Below are 16,006 nucleotides of genomic sequence, written 5' to 3' on the forward strand. Positions count from 1 at the left end.
TCCATGCCCAGCAAGAGAATTCGGCTCCTCCCGCTCCTGGCCACCGCGCTGCTTCCCCTCGCCACCGCCTGCGGTGGCACGGCAGGCGCCGACAGCGACGACGCGAAGAGCGTCACGGTGACCGTCGGCTACCAGTCGAAGACCATCAACACCGTCACCGCCGGCACGCTGCTGCGCTCCCTCGGCTACTTCGAGGAGGAGCTCGCGGCGCGCGGGAGGAAGGACGGCGTCTCGTACAAGGTCGTGTGGCAGGACTACGCCACGGGTGCGCCGATCACCGCCCAGATGACGGCCGGGAAGATCGACATCGGGTCGATGGGCGACTTCCCGCTGCTCATCAACGCCGCCAGGGGCAAGCAGCTGGGTCAGCCGACCCGGCTGGTCTCGGTCACCGGGTACAACCTGCGCGGCGGGCTCAACACCGTGGTGACGGCCCCTGGTTCCTCCCTGAAGTCGCCGGCCGACCTGCGCGGCAAGAAGGTGTCCACCAGTGTCGGCTCGGCCGCCGACGGCACGCTCGTACGGGCGCTGGAGCGAGCCGGTCTCGACCCGCAGACGGACATCCGGAAGCTCAACCAGCAGCCCAGCGTGGGCGCGTCAGCGCTGACCTCCGGCAGTGTCGACGCGCTGTCCCAGTTCGTCGCGTGGCCGGGACTGCTCGCCTTCGAAGGCCGGGCCAAGGCCCTGTACGACGGCGCGGTGCTCGACCTGCCGACCTTCCACGGGGTCACCGTACGGCAGAAGTTCGCCGAACAACGGCCCGGCGTCCTCGACGACTTCCTCAAGGCACAGCGCCGGGCCACCGACCACCTGCGCACCCGGCCCGTCGCGGCGGCCGAATCCGTGGCGAAGGCCACCGGGCTGCCCGCCGAGGTGGTCTACCTCTACAACGGCGCGAACGGCATCTCCACCTTCGATCCGCAGCTCCGCCCGGAGCTGGTCGCCGCGCTGAAGGAGGACGTGCCGCTGCTGAAGGCGGCCAAGCTGGTCGGCGACGTCGACGTGGACGCCTTCGTCGACCCGGCACCGCTGAAGCGCGCCGCGTCGAGCCCGGCGTACCCGAAGGCGACCACGGCCAAGCCTGAACTGTGGCTCAAGGGTCAGGCCACCACACGTTCCTTCGACAGTCCCGAGGAGCTGCTGAAGGCCGCCAAGGGCGCCGACGTACGGGCCGCTTATGTGCCGGACGCGCTGACCGGCACCCTGTGGTTCGCCGACAAGGCGGTGTGGGTCGCGGACGGCGAACGGCTGCGGGCCTTCGTCACCCCTGCCAATGCGCAGACGTACGTCTCCAGGCATTCCGGCGCCCGGGTCGTGGGCTACGCGGACGCCGTGCGGCTGGCGTCATGAGCGCGGGCCGCCGTCTGGTCCGCGCAGGTTCGCTCGCCGCGGCTCTTCTGCTCTGGCAGCTGCTGACCTCGCTGGACGTCGACCTGTGGCTGCGGTTCGAGCAGTTCCCCACGGTCGTCGAGGTGGCCTCGGCCTTCGCGGACCGGGTCGGCACCGCGACGTACTGGCAGGACCTGGGCCACAGCCTGGGCCGGATCACGGTGGGCTTCCTGCTGGCCGCGGTCCTGGGGGTGGCGGCGGGCACGGCCGTCGCCCGCTCCCGCTGGGCCGCCGACCTGCTCGGCCCACTGGTGGAGGTGGTACGGCCCGTGCCGGCCATCGCCCTGGTCCCGGTCGCCATCCTGCTGCTGCCCACCAACGAGCAGGGCATCGTCTTCATCACGTTCACCGCCGCCTTCTTCCCCGTCCTGGTGTCGACCCGGCACGCGGTCCGCGCACTCACTCCGGCCTGGGAGGAGGCCGTGCTCACGATGGGCGGCGGTCGGCTGCGGGTGCTGCGCTCGGTGGTGCTGCCGGGCGCCCTCCCGGGCGTCTTCGGCGGGCTGTCGGTGGGCATCGGCGTCGCGTGGATCTGCGTGATCTCCGCGGAGATGATCTCCGGCGAGTACGGGGTCGGCTACCGGACCTGGCAGGACTACACCGTCGTCGACTATCCAGGGGTGTTCGTCGGCATGGCCACCATCGGCTGCCTCGGTTGGCTCACCTCGACGGCGGTGGAGTTCCTGGGCCGTCGCGCGACGTCGTGGCTGCCCCGTCCGACGGCGGGCGGCGCGGCCGACACCTCGCGCGCGCTGTTCCGCCGGGCCGCACGGGTGGCCCGTACGACACCTGAGTTCCCCGCTCGCGGCCATACGGACGCCGACGCCGACGTCCACACCGACGCGGGGGCCAAGGCCGGCGCCCTCGGCGACGCCGCCGCACCCACCGCCGTTCCACGGAAGGAGCCGGTTCCATGAGCCTCGCACCCGCGCCCGCCGGCGCCGAACTCACCCTGGACGCCGTGCGGCTCGGCCACCCGGACGGCGCCGCCATACCGGGCACCGTGACCCTGAGCATCCCTCCCGGGGAGCTGCTGGCCGTGGTCGGCCCCTCCGGCTGCGGCAAGTCGACGCTGCTGCGTACCCTCGCGGGACTGCTGCCCCCGCGGGAGGGAACGGTCCGCCAGGACGGGGAGCCGATCGACCGGCCCGCCGCCGACCGGGCCCTGGTGTTCCAGCACGACGCACTGCTGCCCTGGCGGACCGTCCGCGCCAACGTGGAACTGCCACTGGCGATCCGACGTGTCCCCCGTGCGGAGCGGCGGCGCTCGGCCGCCGACTGGCTGGACCGGGTCGGCCTCGCGGACCACGCCCACAAGCTGCCCCACCAGCTGTCCGGCGGCCAGCGCCAACGGGTCCAGCTGGCCCGCGCCCTGGCCGGACGCCCCCGCGCGGTCCTGATGGACGAGCCCTTCGGTGCACTGGACGCACACACCCGGGCCGGGATGCAGGACCTGCTGGTCGAGATCCTGCGCGGTACCGGCGCCACCGTCGTCTTCGTCACCCACGACGTGGACGAGGCCCTGCACCTCGGCGACCGGATCCTCCGACTCGGCTCGGGGCAGGTGATGGACGTTCCGCACCCTCGTGAGCGCGACGCCCGAACGGCCCCCGGCACCGAAGAAGCGCGCCGCCGCATCCTCGAATCCCTCTGAGGTCTCCCCCGAGCAAATCCCGAGCCCATTCCGGACATCCATCCCGACATCCATCCCAGACCTGCATCCCGATATCCGGCCCAGACCTCCACCTCCATCCCGACATCCATCCGAGCGTCATCCGAAAGGCACCCCCGTGGACACCCTGGTGGACACCCCTCCCGCCATCCCCTCGCTCGCCGACGCGACCGAACTGTCCTGCGACGTCCTCGTCATCGGCGGCGGTACCGCGGGCACGATGGCCGCGCTGACCGCCGCCGGACGCGGCGCGTCCGTGCTGCTCCTGGAGAAGGCGCACGTCCGCCACTCCGGCGCCCTCGCCATGGGAATGGACGGGGTCAACAACGCGATCATCCCGGGCCGGGCCGAACCCGACGACTACGTCGCCGAGATCACCCGCGCCAACGACGGCGTCGTCGACCAGTCCACCGTCCGGCAGACCGCGACCCGGGGCTTCGGGATGGTCCAGCGCCTGGAGTCGTACGGGGTGAAGTTCGAGAAGGACGAACACGGCGAGTACGCGGTCCGCCAGGTGCACCGCTCCGGCTCGTACGTGCTGCCGATGCCGGAGGGCAAGGACGTCAAGAAGGTCCTCTACCGGCAGCTGCGGCGGCGGGAGATGCGCGAGCGGATCCGGATCGAGAACCGGGTCATGCCGGTGCGGGTGCTCACGCACCCGGACGACGGACGGGCGATCGGCGCGGCGGGATTCCACACGCGTACGGGCGACTTCGTGATCGTGCGGGCGGGAGCGGTGATCCTGGCCACCGGCGCGTGCGGCCGACTCGGCCTGCCCGCCTCGGGCTACCTCTACGGCACGTACGAGAACCCGACCAACGCCGGCGACGGCTACGCCATGGCCTACCACGCGGGGGCCGCGCTCACCGGGATCGAGTGCTTCCAGATCAACCCGCTGATCAAGGACTACAACGGGCCGGCGTGCGCGTACGTCGCGAACCCGTTCGGCGGGTACCAGGTGAACCGGCACGGCGAGCGCTTCGTGGAGTCGGACTACTGGTCGGGACAGATGATGTCCGAGTTCGCGACCGAACTCGCCTCCGACCGGGGGCCGGTGTATCTCAAGCTCAGCCATCTGCCGGAGGAGACCGTCGGCGCCGTCGAGTCGATCCTGCACACCACGGAACGGCCCACCCGCGGCACGTTCCACGCGAACCGCGGCCATGACTACCGCACCCACGACATCGAGATGCACATCTCGGAGATCGGGCTGTGCGGCGGACACTCCGCCTCCGGGGTACGGGTGGACGCCCAGGCCCGGACGACGGTGCCCCGGCTGTACGCGGCGGGCGACCTGGCCTGCGTCCCGCACAACTACATGATCGGCGCGTTCGTCTTCGGCGATCTGGCCGGAGAGGACGCGGCCCAGTACCACGCGTTCGAGGGCGAGTTGCCCGCAGAACAGCTGGCCGCCGCCCACGAACTCGTCTACCGGCCGCTGCGCAATCCCGACGGACCGCCGCAACCGCAGGTCGAGTACAAGCTGCGGCGATTCGTCAACGACTACGTGGCACCGCCGAAGACCGGGGCCAAGCTGTCCCTGGCGGTCGAGGCGTTCACCCGGATGTCGAGCGAGATCGACGGCATGGGGGCTCGCACGCCGCACGAGCTGATGCGGTGCGCCGAGGTCTCCTTCATCAGGGACTGCGCGGAAATGGCCGCCCGGGCCTCCCTGGCCAGGACCGAGTCGCGGTGGGGGCTGTACCACGAGCGACTCGACCACCCGGGTCGGGACGACGCGGGCTGGCTGCACCACCTCGACCTGCGCAAGTCCGCCTCGGGAGCGATGGAGTTCACCGCGCGGCCGGTCGAGCCGTACGTGGTGCCGGTGCCGGAGTTCGCGCCGGCACCGGGACCCGAGCGGCTACTGGGCGAGGTCGCGCTGGTGCCGGTGGCCACGGCGGGTCCGCGGGAGGCCGCCCCTGCCGCCGCGACGACTGCGGTCGCCGCCCGTCCGACCGCTCCTGCCGCCGCCACGAGCACGCGCGCCGCGCGCCCGACCGCGCCGGTGGCTGCACCGGCGGCGGCTCCGGAAGCGGTTTCGTCGGCGACCGAGGCCGGAAAGGACACCGCTGCTGCGGTCGCCGCGACCCGGGCCGATGACCACGACACCTTGCCAGAGGCACAGGTCCCGACAGCGCCACCGACAGCCGCCGAGGACGCCGCAACCCCCGGAACGGCCCCGGCAGAAGCCACTGCGCCCAACCCGGCCCTGCTCCGCCTCCTCACCCTCGCCGAGGAGTCCGCCGAGCTGGAGGAGTTCCGTCCGTACCTCGCCGACGCCGATCCGGCGGTGCGGTCGGCCGCCGTGGCCGCCCTCGGCGAGACGGCGCCGGCCGGCGCCGGGCCCGTCCTCGCCGCCCGCCTGCTGGACTCCGCACCCCAGGTCCGGGCCGCCGCCGCGGCGGTGCTGCGCGAGCTGGTCGAAGTACTGCCCGCCGAAGCCGGGTTGGGCACCGCGCTGAAGGCGGCGTCGGCCGTCGCCGACCCGGCCGTCCGAGCGGCGGCGCTCGACGTATCGCGCGCCTTGCGGCTGGGCGATGCCGCGGTCTACGCGGCCGCGCTTGCCGACGACGACATCGAGGTACGCATCATCGCGGTGCGGGCCCTGGTGTCCGTGGACGCGGTCGACGAGCTGGCGGTGGCCGCCGACGACCCGGCCCGCGAGGTGCGGGTCGCGGTGGCCCGCGGTCTCGCGGCCGTGTCCGCCCCGGCCCCGGCCCCGGCGACGCTGGACGGGCTGATGGACGACCCGGACCCCCTCGTCAGGGGCGCCGCACTCGGCGCGCTGGCCGCGACCGGCTGCCCACGGCCGTACGCGGCGCGGGCCGCGGCAGCCCTGGCCGATCCCGCCTGGCAGGTCAGGGCGGGCGCCGCGAGCGCGCTGCGGGCGGCCCCGGCCGCCGAGGCCGTCACCGCCCTCGCGCGAACCCTGGCCGACCCCAACGCGGATGTCCGCAAGGCCGCGGTCCTCTCCCTCCTGGAACACCGCACCGACCCCGGGGCGCGGACCGCCCTGGCCGCGGCCACCCGCGACCCGGATGCCGACGTCCGCGCCTACGCCTCCCGCGCGACCGTGTGACCGCGTGACGTCCGTGGCCCGAAGGTGCGGCTACCTGGCGTGCCAGTGGCCGAGGTCGTTCCGCTCGCTGTCCCCGGCTCGTCGGAGCACGTCGGTGCGGCCGACGATGCCGCGGGGCAGGTAGCCGGAGCGGACGCGCAACTCCCACCCGTGCACCTGGACGGCCAGGGCGGTCAGGGCGAGGGTGTCCAGTGGCAGCAGCGTCCTCGGGGCGGGGTCCGCGCCCACGCTCTCGCGGTGTGCGACCAGCCGGGTCACGAGGGCATCCTCGAAGGCGACCTGGTCGTCGTCGAGCAGGACGCGCAGCAGCTGCTGGTCCGGCGTCAGCCCGCCGGCCGCGTCCAGCCGCCGAACGGAGTCGACGCGCTCCTCCGGGTCGGGCTTGCGCAGGGGTACGGTCGGCCAATCGCGGGGGAGGTGCCCGCTCTCCTCGGTCAGATAGCCGCACAGCGCCTCCATGGCCGCCAGATCGGCCGGCGTCGACACCGACGTCAGCCGCGAGTACGGCACGCCGTCCCGGATCGCGGACGCGAAGTCGTCCCGCAGCAGCAGCCCGGTGACCCGCCGCCATTCCCAGACGAGGCCGCTGACCACGACGGCCGCGAAGGTGTCCAGCCACGTCCGTGCCGTGGGGGCCTCGTCGACGACGTCCCGGAAGGAGATCTCCTCGCTCGTCAGCTCCTCGCGGACCAGCGGAAGCCTGATCTCCTGGTCGCCGTCGGGGAAGCAGCCGAGGCTGATGACCCCGAGCGAGCACTCCGCGGCGGTCAGCAGCGGGACGCGGGACGCGTCGTCGAGCTCAGGTGCGCTCAGGCTGCGCGCGGCGACGTGGTCGAGCAGCTCGTCGCCCAACTCCCGCAGTCCGTCGAGGCGGAAGGAGCCGTAACGCATGCTGTGCCAGCGGCCGAAGGCCCTCCCCTCGATGTCGTCGAGCGCTTGGGCCATGCGCTCGTCGTTCACCTCGTGATGTGCCACTTCCTGCACGGCTGCCGTCCTTCCATGATCGATCCGGCCGGGCAGCGGCACGCTATCAACGAGCTCGGACATCCCTTCCCGCATGCCCCGGCACGGCCGCTCACGACGCCTGCGCCGCCCCACGCGAGCCCGGCCGTCGGGCGACCCGTACGTCAGGGCCGTGGACTAGCGTGAACGTCCCCAAGCCCTGGGCCATCTCCCGGAGACACCCTGATGCACCCTGACGTGGAACGGCTCACCCACCTCGTCCCGCCGCCGGCGGAGCGTCGGCCTCGGGCCTGGCCCGAGGTCGAGGGCCGCCTGGGCAGCGCCCGGCCGGAGGACTTCAAGGACCTCGTCGACGCCTACGGCGGGGGTGTCTTCGACGAGACGATCTGGATCCTGGGCGGCTGACGTGCCCTCGGCGCGAGCGACTCGGGGCGCCTCCGCCGTCGGCGCCCCGAGTCGTCACGCCAGGTTCTTCTCCACGGCTGCCGCGCGGTGCAGGCGGTCCTCGGAGGTCTTGTTGCAGGAGGCGGTCAGAAGCCGGTCGCAGGTGCGGGGCTGTCCGCCTGCAGCCGTGGCTGCTCCAGGTACATGCGGCAGCCCGCGGGCATCGCGGGTGCACCGCCGAGGCCGTGTCCGGTGAACCACACGCTATGCGGGAACCGGTGCGGTTCCCGACTCCCACAGCCCGGCCGATACGCGGGACCGATCCCTCGCCACCCGGGCGGACCGGGGCGCTCACGACAGGTGCGCTCGGATACAGCCGCTGATTACCGGACCGACCCCGGACCCGGTCACCCCGCAGGCGCGTCTGCCGGAGGCGGCCCTGACACCCGTCTGAGGGCTGCGTACGACACGCGCCACGTGGGCCGTGGCGCCGAAGCGCGAGATCCGCGACCTGCCCCCCGGCCCGCTATATGTTCCGAAGAGCAGGACGGCGACAAGCACTCCGCACTCGAACGTAAGGGCCCTTGAACCGTGACCGGACGCATCCCCGAGCCAACCGAGAGATCGAGTCCGCACGGGCCCGTCGGTGAGCACCGGTGGCCGATGGCCGCGGCCGTCGTCGCCGCCATGGCGCTCACCCTCCTGCTCCCCGACGACCTCCGCCTGGCGCCTCGCTGGGTGCTCCCGGCCGTCGAGGGACTGCTTCTGCTCGCGCTCATCGCCGGCGACCCGGGACGGATCGACCGGCGCTCGACGGTACTGCGCACCATGTCGATCGCCCTGGTGGGCGTTCTCGCGCTCAGCGCCGTCTGGTCCACCGTCCGGCTGGTCGACGACATCCTCCAGGGCGGCAAGGAGACGGCCTCCGCCACCAGTCTGCTGCAGAGCGGCAGCACGGTGTGGGCCTGCACGGTTCTGGCCTTCTCCATGCTCTACTTCGAGCTCGACTGCGGCGGTCCCGCGGCGCGCGCCCACCACATGCCCGCAACGCCCGCGCTCGCCTTCCCCCAGCAGCTCAGCCCCGAAGTGGCGAGGGCGGACTGGCGGCCCCAGTTCGTCGACTACCTCTACCTCGCGCTGACCAACGCCACCGCGTTCAGCCCCACCGACGTGATGCCCCTGGCGCCGTGGGTCAAGCTCACCATGGGCGTCCAGTCCCTCGTCTCCCTGCTCATCCTCGGTCTGGTCGTCGCCCGCGCCGTCAACGTCCTCGCCTGACCCACGGCGCAGCGGGCGGCGGCGTGTCGGTCATCGTGACGTCCGCACCTCTCGCGGAGCCCGCTATCGGGCGGCCGTGCGCGAGGCGTTCGTCCAGTCAGGCCTGGAGGCGGTCGGCCTCCCGCTGCACGGGCTCTCCGTCGTGGAAGGCGTCGGACAGGGTCGCCACGCCCTGGCTGAAGGCCAGGACGTGCATCGCGAGGTCGTCGGCCTCGACGGCGAGGCCGAGCTCCTCGAACCGCACCCGGAGCCACGTACGGAACAGGTCGAAGACGGCGACCGCCTGGGGCGCGCGGGATGACCGGGTTCGGCGAGCCCGTTCGTGAGGGTCCCGACCGGGCAGCCGAAGTTCTGGGTGTCCGCGCCGTTGGTGATGACGATCTCGACGAACCGCCGCACCCGCTCAGCGGCGCCCTGCTCGTCCCGGTCCCACTCCGCGAGCATCGCGCGCGTGCTCTTGGGACGAGCGTCCTGGCGCTTGGCGCGAGTACAGGACGGGCGTCCTGGCGCTTCTGCGTGTGTCGTGACCGATGACGGAAGTCTTACGGACCGGCGCGGGCTCCCGCTGATCCCGGATCCGGTCCGTAGCGTCGCTCCCATGCGTGTACTCGTCACAGGAGGAGCCGGGTTCATCGGCTCGCACATCGTCACCGCCCTCACGAAGGCCGGGCACGAGCCGGTGGTTCTCGACGCCCTGCTGCCCAGCGCGCACGGCGCGACCCCGGAGGTGCCGGCCGTGGAGTTCCTCCACGCGGACGTCCGGGATCGGCTCGCGGTCCGAGCCGCACTGCACGGGGTGGACGCGGTGTGCCACCAGGCCGCCATGGTCGGTCTCGGCAAGGAGTTCGCCGACGCGCCGGAGTACGTGGGCAGCAACGACCTCGGCACGGCGGTCGTGCTCGCCGCCATGGCGGACGTCGGCGTGCGGCGGCTCGTCCTCGCCGGGTCGATGGTCGTGTACGGGGAGGGGCGGTACGAGTGTCCCGCGCACGGTGTCGTACGGCCCGGCGCCCGGCTGCCCCAGGACCTCGCCGCCGGCCGCTTCGAACCGCGCTGCCCCGACTGCGGCGCCGAACTCGCCCCCGGTCCGGTCGCGGAGGACGCCCCCGTCGACCCCCGCAACGTGTACGCGACCACGAAGCTCGCCCAGGAGCACCTGGCGGCGGCATGGGCGCGCGTGGTGAGCGGCACGGCGGTCTCGCTGCGCTATCACAACGTGTACGGGCCCGGGATGCCCCGCGACACCCCGTACGCCGGTGTGGCCTCCCTCTTCCGCTCGGCCCTCGCCCGGGGCGAGGCGCCCCGCGTGTTCGAGGACGGCGGTCAGCGTCGGGACTTCGTGCACGTACGGGATGTGGCGGCGGCGAACCTGGTCGCGCTCGAGGCGGCCGGCGGCCTGCCGGCCGGCGGGCTCAGCACCTACAACACCGGCAGCGGTGAGCCGCACACCGTGGGCGACATGGCCTTCGCGCTCGCCCGGGCGTGCGGTGGTCCGGAGCCCGTGATCACGGGCGAGTACCGGCTCGGCGACGTCCGGCACGTCACCGCCGACTCGTCGCGGCTGCGCGGCGAGCTCGGCTGGCGACCCGTGGTCGGCTTCGCCGAGGGCATGACGGAGTTCGCCGGGGCCGGGCAGCGGGCCTCGGCCGGCCTCTCCTGACCTCGGTCAGCCCGCCGCAGCCGGCAGGGTGACCTCGAAGCGGCAGCCGCCGGGGACGTTGCGGACCTCGGCGCGGCCCGCGTGGGCCTCGACGATGCCGCGGACGATGGCGAGGCCGAGCCCGGCGCCGGCCGGCGGGGTGCGGGCCTCGGTGCCGCGCCAACCGGTGTCGAAGACGCGGGTGAGGTCCTCGTCGGGGATGCCGCCGCAGCCGTCGGTGACGGACAGGACGACGGCGTCCTCGCGGTGTTCGGCCGCGACCGCGACGGTCCCGTCGGCCGGCGTGTGACGGATCGCGTTGACGAGGAGGTTCGCGAGGACCCGGGTCATCTCCTTGCCGTCCACCTCGACGGGCACGGCCGCGACCTCCTCCCCCACGAGCCGCACCCTGTGCTCGCGGGCCAGCGGGTCGGCGCCGCTCAGGGCGTCGCCGACCAGGTCGTACACGGACATGCGGCTCGGGCTGAGGGTCAGGGCGCCGGCGTGGATGCGGGAGAGTTCGAAGAGGTCGGTGACCATGGCGGTCAGGCGCTCGACCTCGGTGCGGATCTGCCGGTGATAGCGGGCTGGGTCGTCGACCATGCCGTCCTCCAGGGCCTCCGCCATGGCGCGCAGCCCCGCCAGCGGGGTGCGCAGATCGTGGGAGATCCAGGCGACGAGCTCGCGGCGCGAGGCTTCCAGGGAACGCTCGCGCTTGCGGGACGCGTCGAGCTTGGCGCTGGTCGCGGCCAGTTCACGGCTGAGCGCGGCGAGTTCGGCGGTGGCGGCGCCATCGGGCGCGGAGAAGCTGCCGCCGTCGCCGAAGTCGCGTGCGGCGCGGGCGAGGGCCCGGCTGCGGGCCACCACCCAGCGGCCCAGGACGAGGGCGGTGCCCAGCGAGACGAGGGCCGCCATGGCGACGACGACGGTCACCACCCACAGGTCGTGCCCCGACAGGAACATCGCCTGCGCGACGGCGAGCGTCCCGGCGAGCATCGCCGTCACCGTGACGGCCGCGACCACCGTCAGCGAGACGACGACCGAACGGTGCCGTACGAGACGGAGGACGATCGCTCCGGCGAGACCGGCGCAGACGGCTCCCGCCAGGGCGAGAACGGCGATCAGCAGGACGTCCTTCATGACACTCCCCCGTCTTTCCTCGGCTCGAAGCGGTATCCGACGCCCCATACGGTCTGGATGAGCCGGGGCCGCGCCGGATCGTCCTCGATCTTGGCGCGCAGACGCCGCACATGGACCGTGACCGTGGACAGGTCGCCGAAGTCCCAGCCCCACACCCTGCGCATCAGCTCCTCCCTGGTGTGCGCGGCGCCGGGCCGTTCCAGGAAGTACGCGAGGAGGTCGAACTCCCGCAGCGTGAGGGCGAGTTCACAGCCGGCGCGGGTGGCCCTCCGGGTGACCGGGTCGACGGTGAGGTCCGCGTCGCGCAGGACCGACCGGCCGGCCGTCGACCCCGCTCCGCGACTGCGGCGCAGCACGGACTCGACGCGCAGCACGAGCTCGCGCGGGCTGAACGGCTTCGTGACGTAGTCGTCCGCGCCCACCTCCAGGCCCGTGATCCGGTCCTCCTCGTCGCCCCGTGCGGTCAGCATGATCACCGGTACCGGCCCGGTCCCCCGCAGCCGCCGGCACACCTCGAGACCGTCGAGACCGGGCAGCATCAGGTCGAGCACGACGAGGTCCGGCCGCCGTTCCTCGGCCCGCAGCAGGGCGTCGGGACCGTCGGCCGCGTGCTCCACGGCGAACCCGGATCTGCCGAGGTATCCGGTCACCACCTCGGCCACGGTCGGATCGTCGTCGACCACCAGGATCCGGGCCGGGGGCGGCGGGGCGCTGTGCTCGCTCATGCCGCACAGCGTCGCATCCGCCCACCGGGCGGTCACGGCCACTCGGGCGTACGGCGGCGGACGTTCGCGTTTCGTAAGGAGTGGAGCGGCCCCGGAAGGCCCTGCGGTTCCTACGGTGAGGCATGTGACCCCCGTGACCGTAGATGTCGTCCTTCCCTGCCTCGACGAGGCGGATGCCCTGCCCTGGGTCCTGGCCCGCGTGCCGGCCGGATGGCGGGCGATCGTCGTCGACAACGGCTCCTCCGACGGATCGGCGGCCATCGCCGCCGCCCTCGGCGCCACCGTCGTGCACGAGCCCCGGCGCGGCTTCGGCTCCGCCTGCCACGCCGGACTGCTCGCCTCCGACGCCGAGTTCGTCTGCTTCTGCGACTGCGACGCCTCCCTCGATCCCGGCTTGCTGCCCGGCCTCGTCGGCGCGGTGGCCGACGGCTCCGCCGACCTTCTGCTGGGGCGCAGGCGCCCCACCGGGCGCGGCGCGTGGCCGGCCCACGCCCGAGCCGGGAACCTCGCCCTGTCCTGGCTGCTGCGCCGGCGCACCGGGCTGCGGCTGCACGACCTCGGCCCCCTGCGGGCGGCCCGCCGCGAGGCGCTGCTCGGCCTCGGTCTCGACGACCGGCGCAGCGGCTACCCGCTGCAGATGGTCGTCCGGGCGGCCGACGCGGGCTGGCGGGTGCGCGAGGTCGACGTTCCGTACCTGCCCAGGACCGGCCGGTCCAAGGTCACGGGCACGTGGAAGGGCACGTGGCAGGCGGTCCACGACATGCGCAAGGTGCTCGACGAACCGGCGCCGGCGGGCGGTGGCCGCCCATGACGACGCCCCTCGTCACCGCGTCCCTCGTCACCACCCTCCTCGTCATCGCCAAGGAGCCCCGGCCCGGCCGCGTGAAGACCCGGCTCACTCCCCCGTTCACCCCCGAGGAAGCCGCCGCGCTCGCCGAGGCCTCGCTCGCCGACACGCTCTCCGCCGCCGCACGCGTCCCCGCGGACCGGCACGTCCTCGTGCTCGACGGGCAGCCGGGCCCGTGGCTTCCGCCGGGCTTCGCGGTCGTCCCCCAGACGGGCGGCGGGCTCGACGTGCGCCTCGCCGCCGCGTTCGCCGGCTGCCCGGGGCCGGCCCTGCTCATCGGCATGGACACTCCGCAGGTCACACCGGAGCTCCTGGCCCCCGCCCTGTGCCGGGACGCGTGCGACGCCTGGTTCGGTCCCGCCGCCGACGGCGGCTTCTGGGCCCTCGGTCTCGCCCGTCCCGCCCCTTCCCTCCTCCTCGGAGTCCCCATGTCGACACCCGACACCGGGGCCGTCCAGTACGCCCGTCTGCGGGCGGCCGGGCTCCGCGTCGGCGCCCTGCCCGTCCTGCGGGACGTGGACACCGCGTCGGACGCCCGGCAGGTGGCGGCCGCCGCGCCGGGTACCCGTTTCGCGGCCCGGTACGCCGAGCTGACCACCGCGACCACGGGAGCGGGCCGTTGACCACGACGACGGCGTGGCGGGCCGACCCGTACGACTGCGCCCTGCGTACCGGCAGGGGCCCGCTGTTCCTGCGCCGGCACGACGGCTGGCTCCTGCCCCTCGAGATCGAGCGCTGGTGCACGGCCCCCGACAGCGCCGACCGCTCCGTGCTCGACCGCTGTCGGGGCACCGTCCTCGACATCGGCTGTGGACCGGGGCGGCTCGTCGCCGCGCTGGCCGCCGAGGGCCGGCGCGCCCTGGGGGTCGACATCAGCCCCGAGGCCGTCGCCCGCACCCTGCGGATCGGCGGGTCGGCCCTGTGCCGGTCGGTCTTCGAACCGCTGCCCGGCGAGGGGCGCTGGGACACCGCGCTGCTGATCGACGGCAACACGGGGATCGGTGGCGACCCGGCCGCCCTGCTCCGCCGGCTCCGGCACGTCGTGTCGCCTTCGGGGCGCCTCATCGCGGAGTGCGCGCCCGTGGACGTCGACGAGTGCTGCGAGGTACGGGTCGACGACGGCCGGGGCGGAAGCGGGGCGCCGTTCCCCTGGGCCCGGGCGGGCAGCCGCGCCCTGGCCTCGCACGCGCGACGTGCCGGGTGGGACGTCTCCGAAGACTGGACCCTGGAAGGGCGTACGTTCCTGTCGCTCACCCCTCAGTCGTCCGCCGGCACCCGCCCCTGACGGCGTTCCCGCCGGCGCTGTCCGGCGATCAGCACGCCCGTCACCACCGTCACGGCCGCCAGGACGATCGCGAGGTTCCGCCCGTACGGGAGGGGCAGCGCCGAGGGGTTGGGCGGCGCTCCCGGCCGTACGAGAAGAGGGAGCGCCACAAGGACCACGCTCCCCGCGACCAGCAACGCCCCACGCAGCAGTCCCCGCCGGCGCCGTCCCACGAGCAGCAGTCCCACGGCCAGGACGAGGGGGGCGAGGATCCCGTCGTGCAGGACGAGTGCGCCCGCCAGCCACACGAACACGCCGAGGGGATCCGGCTGGTCCACCACCAGCCACGCTCCGAGCCCCACGAGGGCGACGCCCAGCATCCCGAGTCCGTACCGCAGCACGCTCACCGTCCTCACAGCACCTCCAGCCTGTGCACCCATTTCGTCTGCAGGACCCCGGGCCGGCCGGGGGCGATGATCCGCGCCGGAAAACCGTGGTCGAGCGTGAGCTGCCGCCCGTTGAGAGCGAGGGCGAGGAGGGTGAGCGGATCTTCCACGTACTCCGCGCCCATCTCCATCACCCGGTAGGCCCCGCTCACCTCGAGCGACGTCACCCGCACGGCGTCCCGGCCGGGCCGTCCGCCGGCCCGTTCGATCAGGTCGCGGAGGCGTACCCCGCCCCAGTCGGCACCGACGCTCCAGCCTTCGACACAGGCGATCGGCAGCCGGGCTCCGGCTCGGGGCATCGACCCGAGGGCGTCGAGCGTGAGGACGTACGGGCGGGGTCCCGCGACCTCCAGACGCCAGCCCGCCAGACGGCGCGCCGTCACGCCGGCCGCGGCGGCGGTCCGGTTCACGGGCAGCCCCTGCGGGCCGTGGTCGGGGTGCCGGGGCGCGAGCAGGTCGAACGCCTTCAGGGGCGTGAAGGACTGGCCGACGGTCGTCAGCGTCACCACGCCGACGGCGCCGCCGGTGGCGAGGAGCAACGAGCGCCGGTCGACGGCGTCCTGGACCGGCAGGACTTCGGTGCCCGCCGAGTGACGGCTCCAGTGGTCCCTGATCTCGGGGGCCTTGACGGCGATGTGCAGCAGGATCGAGCCGGTCGCCACCCAGGCGACGGCGAAGTGGACGGGTACGAAGGCGAAGGGCCACGGGTACCACTCGACGATGTTGAGCAGCCCCGTCAGCACCTCGAAGACGGCCGAGGCCACGAGGACCGCGACGGACAGGCGCTCCAGCGCGTGCCGCACCGACCGCACGGGCGGCCACACGAACAACCTGGGGTACACCGCCCACAGTTTGACGAGCAGCAGCACGATCGCCGCCAGTCCGGTGGCGACGTGGAGGCCCTGGGTGAACGCGTACCCCCACACCGGCCGGGCGGGCAGACGATCGGCGAGCCGGTCCGGCGGGTGTTGGAGGTAGTGGCTGACGAGGCCGGTGACGAGGCAGACGGCGAACGCCGCGCCGAGCCACCGGCCGACGGACGTCGCGGTTCTGGCGTCGTGAAGGCGCCCGGTGAACGCGGGCGGACGGACGGCCGGGGGCCGGAACGCGGGGCGCGGCAGCCGGGGCATGCGGAACGTCATGCCGTCCATGACACCGCCGCGAGCGGCGCCGTGGA

At 73.7% G+C, this 16,006-nt stretch carries 16 protein-coding genes; 10 read left to right on the forward strand and 6 right to left on the reverse strand.

What is annotated here, in order from left to right:
- Positions 1-3: 3 nt before the first annotated feature.
- The 4 genes from ACFYX3_RS08590 (at position 4) to ACFYX3_RS08605 (ending at position 6,143) form a co-directional block, all read left to right on the forward strand.
- A complete protein-coding gene (locus tag ACFYX3_RS08590) occupies positions 4-1,350 on the forward strand; it encodes an ABC transporter substrate-binding protein (RefSeq protein WP_389009776.1) in 1,347 nt (448 codons plus the stop codon).
- Positions 1,347-2,306 (forward strand): ABC transporter permease, encoded by a 960-nt coding sequence (locus ACFYX3_RS08595; protein ID WP_389009779.1) that lies wholly within the window; start codon positions 1,347-1,349, stop codon positions 2,304-2,306. The genes ACFYX3_RS08590 and ACFYX3_RS08595 overlap by 4 nt, the downstream gene beginning before the upstream one ends.
- A complete protein-coding gene (locus ACFYX3_RS08600) occupies positions 2,303-3,043 on the forward strand; it encodes an ABC transporter ATP-binding protein (RefSeq protein WP_389009782.1) in 741 nt (246 codons plus the stop codon). The genes ACFYX3_RS08595 and ACFYX3_RS08600 overlap by 4 nt, the downstream gene beginning before the upstream one ends.
- A gap of 136 nt (positions 3,044-3,179) precedes the next feature.
- Complete coding sequence (locus tag ACFYX3_RS08605) at positions 3,180-6,143, forward strand: fumarate reductase/succinate dehydrogenase flavoprotein subunit (RefSeq protein WP_389009785.1); 2,964 nt, start codon at positions 3,180-3,182, stop codon at positions 6,141-6,143.
- Between the two features lie 30 nt (positions 6,144-6,173).
- Here ACFYX3_RS08605 and ACFYX3_RS08610 read toward each other — a convergent pair whose 3' ends face one another.
- Positions 6,174-7,127 (reverse strand): immunity 49 family protein, encoded by a 954-nt coding sequence (locus tag ACFYX3_RS08610; protein ID WP_389009788.1) that lies wholly within the window; start codon positions 7,125-7,127, stop codon positions 6,174-6,176.
- Positions 7,128-7,331: 204 nt separating this feature from the next.
- Here ACFYX3_RS08610 and ACFYX3_RS08615 point away from each other — a divergent pair, with 204 nt between their 5' ends.
- Both ACFYX3_RS08615 and ACFYX3_RS08620 read left to right on the forward strand, forming a co-directional pair.
- Entirely contained in the window at positions 7,332-7,511 is a 180-nt protein-coding gene (locus tag ACFYX3_RS08615) for a hypothetical protein (protein WP_389009791.1), read from the forward strand.
- Positions 7,512-8,153: 642 nt separating this feature from the next.
- Positions 8,154-8,768 (forward strand): hypothetical protein, encoded by a 615-nt coding sequence (locus ACFYX3_RS08620; RefSeq protein WP_389009794.1) that lies wholly within the window; start codon positions 8,154-8,156, stop codon positions 8,766-8,768.
- Between the two features lie 97 nt (positions 8,769-8,865).
- Here the strand turns inward: ACFYX3_RS08620 and ACFYX3_RS08625 are convergent, their stop codons facing one another.
- Positions 8,866-9,012 carry a hypothetical protein gene (locus ACFYX3_RS08625; RefSeq protein WP_389009797.1) on the reverse strand — a complete coding sequence of 49 codons (147 nt, stop codon included), beginning with the start codon at positions 9,010-9,012 and terminating at the stop codon, positions 8,866-8,868.
- A gap of 354 nt (positions 9,013-9,366) precedes the next feature.
- Here ACFYX3_RS08625 and ACFYX3_RS08630 point away from each other — a divergent pair, with 354 nt between their 5' ends.
- Positions 9,367-10,428, forward strand: coding sequence for an NAD-dependent epimerase/dehydratase family protein (locus ACFYX3_RS08630; protein ID WP_389009800.1), 1,062 nt, complete (start codon positions 9,367-9,369; stop codon positions 10,426-10,428).
- A 6-nt stretch (positions 10,429-10,434) separates the two neighbouring features.
- On the opposite strand, the gene ACFYX3_RS08635 is transcribed toward ACFYX3_RS08630, so the two are convergent.
- A complete protein-coding gene (locus ACFYX3_RS08635; protein WP_389009803.1) occupies positions 10,435-11,547 on the reverse strand; it encodes a sensor histidine kinase in 1,113 nt (370 codons plus the stop codon).
- Positions 11,544-12,272 carry a response regulator transcription factor gene (locus ACFYX3_RS08640; RefSeq protein WP_389009806.1) on the reverse strand — a complete coding sequence of 243 codons (729 nt, stop codon included), beginning with the start codon at positions 12,270-12,272 and terminating at the stop codon, positions 11,544-11,546. Before ACFYX3_RS08640 ends, ACFYX3_RS08635 begins: the two co-directional genes overlap by 4 nt.
- Positions 12,273-12,387: 115 nt before the next feature.
- Between ACFYX3_RS08640 and ACFYX3_RS08645 the strand changes: the two genes are divergently transcribed.
- From ACFYX3_RS08645 to ACFYX3_RS08655, 3 genes are read left to right on the forward strand one after another with little or no spacing between them, the layout of a single operon-like run.
- Entirely contained in the window at positions 12,388-13,083 is a 696-nt protein-coding gene (locus ACFYX3_RS08645; RefSeq protein WP_389009809.1) for a glycosyltransferase family 2 protein, read from the forward strand.
- Positions 13,080-13,742, forward strand: coding sequence for a DUF2064 domain-containing protein (locus ACFYX3_RS08650; protein WP_389009812.1), 663 nt, complete (start codon positions 13,080-13,082; stop codon positions 13,740-13,742). The genes ACFYX3_RS08645 and ACFYX3_RS08650 overlap by 4 nt, the downstream gene beginning before the upstream one ends.
- Positions 13,739-14,404 (forward strand): class I SAM-dependent methyltransferase, encoded by a 666-nt coding sequence (locus tag ACFYX3_RS08655; RefSeq protein ID WP_389009815.1) that lies wholly within the window; start codon positions 13,739-13,741, stop codon positions 14,402-14,404. The genes ACFYX3_RS08650 and ACFYX3_RS08655 overlap by 4 nt, the downstream gene beginning before the upstream one ends.
- On the opposite strand, the gene ACFYX3_RS08660 is transcribed toward ACFYX3_RS08655, so the two are convergent.
- Positions 14,377-14,799: a hypothetical protein gene (locus tag ACFYX3_RS08660; protein ID WP_389009818.1), complete on the reverse strand. Its 423-nt coding sequence runs from the start codon at positions 14,797-14,799 to the stop codon at positions 14,377-14,379. The genes ACFYX3_RS08655 and ACFYX3_RS08660 overlap by 28 nt on opposite strands.
- Entirely contained in the window at positions 14,796-15,971 is a 1,176-nt protein-coding gene (locus ACFYX3_RS08665; protein ID WP_389009821.1) for a molybdopterin-dependent oxidoreductase, read from the reverse strand. Before ACFYX3_RS08665 ends, ACFYX3_RS08660 begins: the two co-directional genes overlap by 4 nt.
- Positions 15,972-16,006: the final 35 nt, after the last annotated feature.

The organism is Streptomyces sp. NPDC002463 (genome assembly GCF_042889835.1).
Taxonomy (GTDB): Bacteria; Actinomycetota; Actinomycetes; order Streptomycetales; family Streptomycetaceae; genus Streptomyces; species Streptomyces nymphaeiformis.

Coding starts and splice junctions, on each gene's coding strand:
- ACFYX3_RS08590 (WP_389009776.1), top strand. CDS start 4: ATGCCCAGCAAGAGAATTCGGCTCCTCCCGCTCCTGGCCACCGCGCTG.
- ACFYX3_RS08595 (WP_389009779.1), top strand. CDS start 1,347: ATGAGCGCGGGCCGCCGTCTGGTCCGCGCAGGTTCGCTCGCCGCGGCT.
- ACFYX3_RS08600 (WP_389009782.1), top strand. CDS start 2,303: ATGAGCCTCGCACCCGCGCCCGCCGGCGCCGAACTCACCCTGGACGCC.
- ACFYX3_RS08615 (WP_389009791.1), top strand. CDS start 7,332: ATGCACCCTGACGTGGAACGGCTCACCCACCTCGTCCCGCCGCCGGCG.
- ACFYX3_RS08620 (WP_389009794.1), top strand. CDS start 8,154: ATGGCCGCGGCCGTCGTCGCCGCCATGGCGCTCACCCTCCTGCTCCCC.
- ACFYX3_RS08630 (WP_389009800.1), top strand. CDS start 9,367: ATGCGTGTACTCGTCACAGGAGGAGCCGGGTTCATCGGCTCGCACATC.
- ACFYX3_RS08635 (WP_389009803.1), bottom strand. CDS start 11,547: ATGAAGGACGTCCTGCTGATCGCCGTTCTCGCCCTGGCGGGAGCCGTC.
- ACFYX3_RS08640 (WP_389009806.1), bottom strand. CDS start 12,272: ATGAGCGAGCACAGCGCCCCGCCGCCCCCGGCCCGGATCCTGGTGGTC.
- ACFYX3_RS08650 (WP_389009812.1), top strand. CDS start 13,080: ATGACGACGCCCCTCGTCACCGCGTCCCTCGTCACCACCCTCCTCGTC.
- ACFYX3_RS08665 (WP_389009821.1), bottom strand. CDS start 15,971: ATGACGTTCCGCATGCCCCGGCTGCCGCGCCCCGCGTTCCGGCCCCCG.